Below are 1,386 nucleotides of genomic sequence, written 5' to 3' on the forward strand. Positions count from 1 at the left end.
TTATCGGTGAGAACTTTCAATACATTTGCTTCTTTAACAACGGCAGTGAAGTCATTCTTATCGATTGCCGTTCTCAAAGGAAGAGAGTAAAGAGCAAACCTTCCGTCCAATCCCTTCATTTCTCCTGTGTAGAGAATTACGCCTTTGTACATGATCGAAAAGACATCGGCTATCTTCTCCACCTCCGGAATAATGTGTGAGGTGTAGAGAACTGTCTTCCCACTTTCTGACAACGAGCTTATCATCTCCAGCACTTCGTCTCTCCTCAAAGGATCGAGGCCCCAGGTTGGTTCGTCGAAGATGAAGATATCGGCATCCTGAGCCATTGCGATTGCCAGATAAGTAGATGTCTTCATGCCGTGAGAAAAAGCAGATATCTTCTTATTCATCGGTAGATCAAAGTCCTTCATCTGTTTAGCGGCCTTTTCTGCGGAGAAATTGCTCATGAGCATTGAACACATCTTAATTGCCTTTTCCGGAGTCAGGCTGTCATAGAAGCTTTTGTCTTCTGGGACGAATGATATTCTCTCCCGGGCGACATCGATTGTCTCTCCAAGGATCGTTATCTCTCCTGAATAATGAACAAGGCCAAGAATTGATTTTAGAGTTGTGGTCTTTCCGGCACCGTTAGGTCCCAGGAGAGCGTTGACTTTTCCTGGTACAAGGGAGAGATTTATCCCTTTTACAGCCTCGAAATTTCCGTAGGTCTTTCTGAGGTTCTTAACTTTGATCGCTTCGTCTAACATAGAATTCACCCCTCACTGACTATCTGAACTGTACTATATCAACTAGCACAGTTGGTTGTCAATGGGGGTGCGCTGAATTTTTTTGTTTTTTCCAATCATTCTTCAATATAGAAGTCAGAAAGTGCCCCTAATGTATATATTGCTGTCTTTAGAGAAGCGAGAGATTAGGCCATCAAAACACAGAAAGGGAATGTTTGCAACGAAGAGACTTCCAATGTGCGTTCTTTTCTTCGTCTTGCTAACTGTCGCTTCGATCGGGTGCACCGGGTTCAGAGTGATTTCGAAAGATGGTGCTATTGTTGCTGCAAGGACTCTCCAGTTCGAATTCGATCTTGGAAGCAAGATTGTCGTTGCACCCAGAGACACTTTTATGACTGCACTTACGACGGGTTGGGAGGGCCTGAGCTGGAACGTGAAGTACGGTTACGTTGGGGCCAACTCCCTTGGTATGGATCTGGTTGCAGATGGAATAAACCAAGTCGGTCTCGCGTGCGGAGGATTCTACTTTACGGGCTGTGCCGGGCATCAGCCGCTCGAAAAAGACCTCTACAAGTCAACCATATCTCATTATGATGTGATAGGCTGGATCCTTGAAAACTTCGCAACGGTGGAAGAAGTAAAATCGGCGCTAGATGATATC

At 45.2% G+C, this 1,386-nt stretch carries 2 protein-coding genes; one reads left to right on the top strand and one right to left on the bottom strand.

Annotation, left to right across the window (positions count from 1 at the left end; all coding sequences use genetic code 11):
* The coding region (locus BG32_RS08830; protein ID WP_147434904.1) for an ABC transporter ATP-binding protein at positions 1 to 746 on the bottom strand (746 nt) is incomplete at its 3' end.
* Positions 747 to 876: 130 nt separating this feature from the next.
* On the opposite strand from BG32_RS08830, the gene BG32_RS08835 reads away from it, so the two are divergent.
* Positions 877 to 1,386, top strand: a 510-nt coding sequence (locus BG32_RS08835) for a linear amide C-N hydrolase (protein WP_259459634.1), incomplete at its 3' end; no start/stop codon positions are given.

The sequence above is a fragment of the Mesotoga sp. HF07.pep.5.2.highcov genome, assembly GCF_003666285.1.
In the GTDB taxonomy this organism is placed as follows: domain Bacteria; phylum Thermotogota; class Thermotogae; order Petrotogales; family Kosmotogaceae; genus Mesotoga; species Mesotoga prima.